General features: G+C 68.9%; 3 protein-coding genes. All 3 read left to right on the forward strand.

Annotated elements, in window-relative coordinates; all coding sequences use genetic code 11:
• The first annotated feature begins 1 nt into the window (after position 1).
• The 3 genes from ACSVC7_RS29730 to ppc all read left to right on the forward strand — a co-directional run bounded on the left by ACSVC7_RS29730 (position 2) and on the right by ppc (position 5,792).
• Positions 2-1,036, forward strand: coding sequence for a Gfo/Idh/MocA family protein (locus ACSVC7_RS29730; protein ID WP_448206985.1), 1,035 nt, complete (start codon positions 2-4; stop codon positions 1,034-1,036).
• A 294-nt stretch (positions 1,037-1,330) separates the two neighbouring features.
• Entirely contained in the window at positions 1,331-2,836 is a 1,506-nt protein-coding gene (locus tag ACSVC7_RS29735) for a tagaturonate reductase (protein WP_448206986.1), read from the forward strand.
• Positions 2,837-2,993: 157 nt separating this feature from the next.
• The gene (ppc, locus tag ACSVC7_RS29740; protein WP_448206987.1) at positions 2,994-5,792 is read left to right on the forward strand and encodes a phosphoenolpyruvate carboxylase; all 2,799 of its coding nucleotides are present in this window, start codon (positions 2,994-2,996) and stop codon (positions 5,790-5,792) included.
• Positions 5,793-6,493: the final 701 nt, after the last annotated feature.

Raw genomic sequence — 6,493 nt, forward strand, 5'->3', positions numbered from 1 at the left:
CATGAAGCAGGCCATGAAGCGCCGCGTCGGGGTGATCGGGCTGGGCATGGCGTCGACACCGCACGCCCAGAGCCTGCTGGACTTGGCGGACCGCGTGGAGGTGGCGGGGTGCTTCAGCCCCTCCCCCGACCGGCGCGCCGCCTTCGCCGCCCGCTTCGGCCTTCCCGTGGTGGACCGGATGGAGGCCCTGCTGGACGACCCGTCCGTCTCGGCAATCCTGCTGCTGACCCCGCCCGACACCCACGCGGATCTGGTCGCCCGCTGCGCCGCCGCCGGCAAGCATGTGCTGCTGGAAAAGCCGCTGGACGCCACGCCCGAGGGCTCCCGCGCCGTGGTGGCGAGCATGGAACGCGCCGGGCTGACGCTGGGCGTCGTCCTGCAACACCGCTTCCGCGCGGCCGCCGAGCGGCTGGCGGAACTGCTGCGCGACGGCACGCTGGGCGCTCCGCTGTCGGCCTCCGTCATCATCCGCTGGTGGCGCGACGCGGCCTACTACGCCCAGCCGGGCCGGGGCATGAAGGCGCGCGACGGCGGCGGCGTGCTGCTGACCCAGGCCATCCACACGCTGGACCTGTTCGTCAGCCTGCTCGGCCTGCCCTCCCAGGTCGCCGCCTTCGCCGCGACCAGCGGCCTGCGCCCCATCGATACGGAGGACATGGCGAACGCCGCACTCCGCTACGACAGCGGGCTGCTCGCCACCGTGGACGCCACCACCGTCGCCTACCCCGGCTTCCCCGAGCGCATCGAGATTGCCAGCACCAACGGCTCCGCCCTGCTCTCCGGCGACAGCCTGGAGGTGCGCCTGCACTCCGGCGAGGAGATCCGCGCGGGCGAGACCGCCGGCACTCTGGGCGGCGGCGCCGACCCGATGGCCTTCGCCAACACGCACCACCGCGCCGTGCTGTCCGACTTCCTCGACGCGCTCGACAATGGCGGGCAACCCCGCATCACCGGCCGCGAGGCCCTGAAGGTCCACTACCTGATCGAAGCGATCCTGAGCGCGTCGAATACCGGAACGGTGGTGAGGGTTCGGTAATGTGTTCATCCCTTCTCCCCTCCGGGGAGAAGGTTAGGATGAGGGAGCGGCCGAAGGCCGGACACGCTCTGCAATATGGCTGCGTTTTCGCCCTGCGGGCGCCCCCTCACCCAACCCGGTCGCTCGCAAGTCTCGCGACCGCTCTCCGCCTATGATCGCCTTCGGCGCTCATCCCGCATTGCGGGCGGCTCCGAGCCCCAGGGGGGAGAGGGCTTACAAGGCCCCTCACGACCCCTTGCGTCCGCGCCTAATATATTAGTATAATAGACCAACCCTGGTCGAAGGAACACCATCATGCCTCACCTCTCCCGTGAACTGCTTGCCGGCGGCGGCCTCGACGTGGCGCACACGGCTGGCGCGCCGGTGCTGCCCGTCACCATCCTGCAGGTGGGCGACGGCAACTTCCTGCGCGGCTTCGTCGACTGGATGGTGGACGTCGCCAACAGCCAGGGCCTGACCAAGGCCGGCGTGGCGGTGGCCCAACCGCTCGACCAGGGCGTCGCCGGGATGCTGAAGGCCCAGGACGGCCTCTACACCGTCCTGCTGCGCGGCATCGAGAACGGCCAGGAGGTCGAATCCCGCCGGGTGGTGAGCTGCGTGTCCGATGCGCTGAACCCCCACGCCGACTGGGACCGCATGCTGGCCCACGCGACCTCCCCGGCGCTGCGCTTCGTCGTCTCCAACACCACCGAGGCCGGCATCGCCGACGTGGAGGAGCCCTACACCCCCGGCACCTGCCAGAAGAGCTTCCCGGCCAAGATGGCCGCGCTGCTGCACGCCCGTTTCACGGCGCTGGGCGGCACGGCCGACAGCGGCCTCGTCTTCCTGCCCTGCGAACTGATCGAGGCGAACGGCGCCAGCCTGAAGCGCATCGTGCTGGCCCACGCCAAGCGCTGGGGGCTGGAATCCGGCTTCGCCGCCTGGGTGGAAGCGCACAACCACTTCCTGAACACGCTGGTCGACCGCATCGTCCCCGGCTACCCGAAGGACGAGGCCACCAGGCTCGCGGCGGAGTGGGGCTACGAAGACCCGCTGATCGTGGCCGGCGAGCCCTTCCACGTCTGGGTCATCGAGGGGCCGGCGCGTCTGGCCGAGGAGCTGCCGCTGCACAAGGCCGGGCTGAACGTGGTCTGGACCGACGACCTCCAGCCCTACCGCACCCGCAAGGTCCGCATCCTGAACGGCGCCCACACCGCGAGCGCGCTGGCCGCCTTCGGCGCGGGCATCGACACGGTCAAGGGCATGATGGACGACCCTGCCCTGTCCGCCTACCTGCGCAAGGTCATGTTCGAGGAGATCGTGCCCTTCGTCCCGCTGCCCGAGGCGGAGCGCCAGGACTACGCCCGCACGATCATGGAGCGGTTCGGCAACCCCTACATCCGGCACGAGCTGATCTCCATCGCCCTGAACTCGGTGTCGAAGTGGTCAGTCCGTGTCCTGCCCAGCCTGAAGGACTGGGTGGCGAAGCATGGCGAGGCGCCCGCCGGCCTGTCCTTCTCGCTGGCCGCCCTGCTGCACTTCTACCGCGGCACGCTGGTGGACGGCGCCTACACCGGCACCCGCGAGGCCGGGTCCTACCCGATCCGCGACAACGCCGAGGTGATCGCCGCCATGAACGCCGCCTGGGCCGCCCAGGACGGCGAGCCCAAGGCCCTGGCGGACCGGCTGCTGGCCGACGCCACGCTGTGGGGCGAGGATCTGACCCGCATCCCCGGCCTCGCCGTGCGGACGGGCGCGTGGCTCGCCCTCATCGAAGCGAAGGGCCTGCGCGGCGCCTTGGCGGACCTGCTCGCCGGGTGATACACCTGTACACGTATGACTGAGCGCCCGACGCGCTGCCGGGTGCGAAAGCCCTCCTCCCCTGGTCGGAGAAGGGCTTTCGCATATGCAGCGCGTTGCTCTACAGTCGGCGCTCAGCCTTTCTGACGTCTCCCTCGCACGCCGGAGCGAACACGCCATGTCCACCGACGCCGCCCTCCGTCCCACCGCTCCGGTCAACGAGGCCGACACCGTTTCCGAGAAGGACGCCCCCCTGCGGGACGACATCCGCCTGCTGGGCCGCCTGCTGGGCGACACCGTGCGCGAGCAGGAAGGCGACGAGGTCTACGGCGTGGTCGAGCGCGTGCGTCAGGCCTCCGTCCGCTTTAACCGCGACGACGACAGCTCGGCCGGGCGCGAGATGGCGGAGATCCTGAACACCGTGCCGCGCGACACGATGATGTCGGTGGTGCGCTCCTTCTCCTACTTCCTGCATCTGGCGAACATCGCCGAGGACCAGCACCACATCCGCCGCACGCGCGAGCACGCCATCGCCGGCTCCCCGGCCCGCGAGGGCACGCTGCAACACGCGCTGGAGCGGCTGGAGGCCGACGGCGTCACCGCCGACCGGCTGGCGGAGGTGCTGAACATCGCGCTGGTCAGCCCGGTGCTGACCGCCCACCCCACCGAGGTGCAGCGCAAGAGCATCCTGGCGCTGGAGCACAAGGTCGCCGCCCTGCTGGACGAGCGTGACCGCGCCCGCCTGACGCCCGACGAGGCGGAGGCCAACATGGACGCGCTTCAGGAAGCCATCCTGACGCTGTGGCGCACCCGCATGCTGCGCCCGCAGCGCCTCGCCGTGATCGACGAGGTGAAGAACGGCATCTCCTACTACACCGACACCTTCTTCGCCGAACTGCCGAAGCTCTATTGCCGGTTCGAGGATCTGCTGGCCAAGCGCTCCCCCGACCGCGCCTGGAAGCTGCCGCCCTTTTTCCGCATCGGCTCCTGGATCGGTGGCGACCGCGACGGCAACCCCTTCGTCACCGCCCCCATCCTGCGCGAGGCGATGCGCCTGCAATCGACCGCCGCGCTCGACTACTACCTGTCGGAAATCCACGAACTGGGCGGCGAGCTGCCACTGTCGCAGATGCTGATCGGCCTTCTGCCGGAGCTTGAGGCGCTGGCCGAGCGCTCCCCCGACCATTCGCCGCACCGCGCGGACGAGCCGTTCCGGCGCGCCCTGACCGGCATCTACGCCCGTCTCGCCGCCACGCTGGAATCGCTCGACCAGCACGAGGCGCTGCGCCACGCCGTCGGCAAGGCCGAGCCCTACGCCGCGAGCGCGGAGCTGCTGGGCGACCTGGAGGTGCTGGCCCAGTCGCTGACGGCGCACGGCGCCGCCCGTCTGGCCGCCGGGCGCCTGCGCCGGCTGATCAAGGCGGTGCAGGTTTTCGGCTTCCATCTGGCGCCCATCGACCTGCGCCAGAACTCTGACGTTCACCAGCGCACGGTGGCGGAACTGCTGGCCGTCGCCGGCCGCTGCCCGGACTATCTGGCCCTGTCCGAGGACGAACGGATCGCGCTGCTGTCGGAGGAGATCGCCTCCCCGCGCCCGCTCCACTCGCCCTACCACCGCTATTCAGAGGAGACGACGGGCGAACTGGCGATCTTCTTCGCCGCCCGCGAGCTGCGCGAAACCTACGGGGCGGCGGCGCTGCCCAACTGCATCATCTCCAAGACCGACGGCGCGTCCGACCTGCTGGAGGTCGCGCTGCTGCTGAAGGAATCCGGGCTGCTGCGGCCCGGCGCGGATCCCACGCTCAGCCTCAACATCATCCCGCTGTTCGAAACCATCGAGGATTTGCGGCAGGCGCCGGCCACGATGGAGCGGCTGTTCTCCCTGCCCGCCTACCGCGCCCTGGTCGCCTCGCGCGGGGACGAGCAGGAGGTGATGCTGGGCTATTCGGACAGCAATAAGGACGGCGGCTTCCTCACCTCCGGCTGGGAGCTGTACAAGGCGGAGATCGAGCTGGCGAAGCTGTTCGACCGGCACAAGGTCCGGCTGCGCCTGTTCCACGGCCGCGGCGGCTCGGTCGGGCGCGGCGGCGGACCCAGCTATCAGGCCATCCTGGCGCAGCCGCACGGCGCCGTGTCCGGCCAGATCCGCATCACCGAGCAGGGGGAGGTCATCGCCTCCAAATACAGCCGTCCGGAGGTCGGGCAGCGCAACCTGGAGGTTCTGACTGCCGCGACCCTGGAAGCGACGCTGCTGGACCTGGAAAACGACGTGGAGCCGGCGGAGGCCTTCTACGCCGCCATGGAAAAGCTGTCGCAGCACGCCTTCCGCGCCTATCGCGGGCTGGTGTACGAGACGCCGGGCTTCACCCAGTATTTCCGCACGGCGACGCCGATTTCGGAAATCGCCACGCTGAACATCGGCAGCCGCCCGGCGTCCCGCACCAAGTCCGACCGCATCGAGGATCTGCGGGCGATCCCCTGGGTCTTCTCCTGGGCGCAGTGCCGCCTGATGCTGCCGGGCTGGTACGGCTTCGGCAGCGCCGTGGAGGCGTGGCTGGCGGAGGAGCCGAACGGGCTGGAGCTGTTGCAGCGCATGAACCGCGCCTGGCCCTTCTTCCGCACGCTGCTGTCCAACATGGACATGGTGCTGGCGAAGAGCGATTTGGGCATCGCCTCGCGCTACGCCGAGCTGGTCGAAGACGAAGAGCTGCGCAAGCGCATCTTCGGGCAAATCCGCGAGGAGTGGCAGCGCACCCGCAAGCACCTGCTGGCCATCACCGAACAGCCCGACCTGCTGGCCGAGAACCCGCTGCTGGCGCGGTCCATCCGCAACCGCTTCCCCTACATGGACCCGCTGAACCATGTGCAGATCGAGCTTCTGCGGCGCCACCGCGCCGGCAGCAGCGACGACCGGGTGCAGCGCGGCATCCTGATGTCCATCAACGGCGTCGCCGCCGGCCTGCGCAACAGCGGTTGACGGCGGTCCGGGCCCGGGGCTTCCCAGGCGAAGCCCCGGACCGGATTCCCTTTCCGCTTGCGTTGGCATTAATATACTAGTACGCTTTCGGGGTATGTGCAGTGCAACGCGCTGCCGTCCAATGGACGGCACGGGTTCCTGAACGTTTCCTCCCTACACTGCGGCCACCGGGGCTTTCCCGGTGGCTTTTTTCTTTTCGACGGCGCTGCGCTCCGGAATGCGTCAAGACTTTGGAACCGCAGACTTGCTGCGGCGCAGCAAATCTTCGCAGGCCCGCTGTTCGCTCCGTACCTTGACCGGCATTTGCCGGACTCCCCGGAAGGACTCCCCCGCCCAATCGAACGGGGCGCTTTCTTTCGATGCACGTGCGTCTGTGCTCAAAAACCGCTTGCCTTGCAAACTGATATATTAATATAACCATGTCAGCGAGCGGCGCCTCCGGACAAGGGGCGAGGCCATCGCCGCAACAAACAAAAAGCCTAAGGCCGGTCCCTAGGCGGCCACCGCTGTCCTGACCGGGATGCAATCCGGTCCCGGGACAGGCATGGGAGAACGTTCATGAAAAAAAGTCCGTGGATTGCGCTGGCAGATTCTGGCGCTGGTCATGCTCGGCACCATCGTCAACTACATCGACCGCAACACGCTGGGCATCCTGGCGCCGACGCTGAAGGAACAGCTGCACTTCTCGACCGAGCAGTACT

This window comes from Azospirillum mesophilum (assembly GCF_053470405.2).

What these genes read in the sequence shown, in the direction of transcription:
- ACSVC7_RS29735 (WP_448206986.1), top strand. Translation starts at nt 1,331, where the DNA reads ATGCCTCACCTCTCCCGTGAACTGCTTGCCGGCGGCGGCCTCGACGTG.
- ACSVC7_RS29730 (WP_448206985.1), top strand. Translation starts at nt 2, where the DNA reads ATGAAGCAGGCCATGAAGCGCCGCGTCGGGGTGATCGGGCTGGGCATG.
- ppc (WP_448206987.1), top strand. Translation starts at nt 2,994, where the DNA reads ATGTCCACCGACGCCGCCCTCCGTCCCACCGCTCCGGTCAACGAGGCC.